Origin of the sequence: Aliivibrio sp. SR45-2, from assembly GCF_963890165.1 — a bacterium.
Taxonomy (GTDB): Bacteria; Pseudomonadota; Gammaproteobacteria; order Enterobacterales; family Vibrionaceae; genus Aliivibrio; species Aliivibrio salmonicida.
The window spans coordinates 1-1,007 of sequence record NZ_CAWPRC010000074.1; the positions used below are offsets into that span (position 1 = coordinate 1).

Annotated in this window: 3 tRNA genes and 2 rRNA genes; all 5 read left to right on the forward strand. The window is 40.5% G+C overall.

Annotated features, from left to right (window positions below):
- Window positions 1-88: ribosomal RNA gene (locus AACV33_RS03395) — 16S ribosomal RNA — on the forward strand; the annotation flags it as partial.
- Window positions 89-174: 86 nt separating this feature from the next.
- Window positions 175-250, forward strand: a tRNA-Glu gene (locus AACV33_RS03400).
- A 19-nt stretch (window positions 251-269) separates the two neighbouring features.
- Window positions 270-345: transfer RNA gene (locus tag AACV33_RS03405), tRNA-Lys, on the forward strand.
- 61 nt (window positions 346-406) lie between these two features.
- Window positions 407-482: transfer RNA gene (locus AACV33_RS03410), tRNA-Val, on the forward strand.
- 426 nt (window positions 483-908) lie between these two features.
- Window positions 909-1,007, forward strand: a 23S ribosomal RNA gene (locus tag AACV33_RS03415); the annotation flags it as partial.

Below are 1,007 nucleotides of genomic sequence, written 5' to 3' on the forward strand. Positions count from 1 at the left end.
GAGGACGCTCACCACTTTGTGGTTCATGACTGGGGTGAAGTCGTAACAAGGTAGCCCTAGGGGAACCTGGGGCTGGATCACCTCCTTAACGATAGATTACGATTTATGAGTGTTCACACAGATTGCCAAGGTTGAAAATTAAAGAGAAAAGAAGGTGTTTAACACCTTCGCCGTGTCCCGTTCGTCTAGAGGCCTAGGACACCGCCCTTTCACGGCGGTAACAGGGGTTCGACTCCCCTACGGGATACCACTTCTTTATGAAGTACAAAGGGTCGTTAGCTCAGTTGGTAGAGCAGTTGACTTTTAATCAATTGGTCGCAGGTTCGAATCCTGCACGACCCACCATTCTTTTTACAGTGAATGGGTTTATTTCTGATAGAGTTAGGAATGAATTGAAATACTATGTGGGCGATTAGCTCAGTTGGGAGAGCACCTCCCTTACAAGGAGGGGGTCACTGGTTCGAGCCCGGTATCGCCCACCATTTCATATGGATATACTCTTTAAATGTTTTTGGAAGGATTCCAAACCAGTTCAAGAAATTGACTTCGGTTCGGATTTTTTTGTCTGAGAATGCTTAAAAAGTATTTTGTCATTTATAAATTAAATGGCGTTATATTGCTCTTTAACAATTTGGAAAGCTGACTGATTTAGCTTAATTTATTTTTACTTTTTAAAAGTAAAACAAAACAGCTCAGGCTGTAATTAAGTTAAATCAAAATTTAAAAGTTCTTAATATCTTTTGTTTATCTTTAGATAAACAAATTAAAAACACATTCAAGTGTTCTTGTATTTTGAATCCGGCGAAAAACCAGAACTCGCAATGACGAGTTCAACCTTGGTTGCTGTTTTGTCTTCACTTTTGAAAAGTGAAAGCAAACGGTCCATACGAAACCTCTTGGGGTTGTATGGTTAAGTGACTAAGCGTACACGGTGGATGCCTTGGCAGTCAGAGGCGATGAAAGACGTATTAACTTGCGATAAGCCCAGATTAGGTAGTAAAAACCTT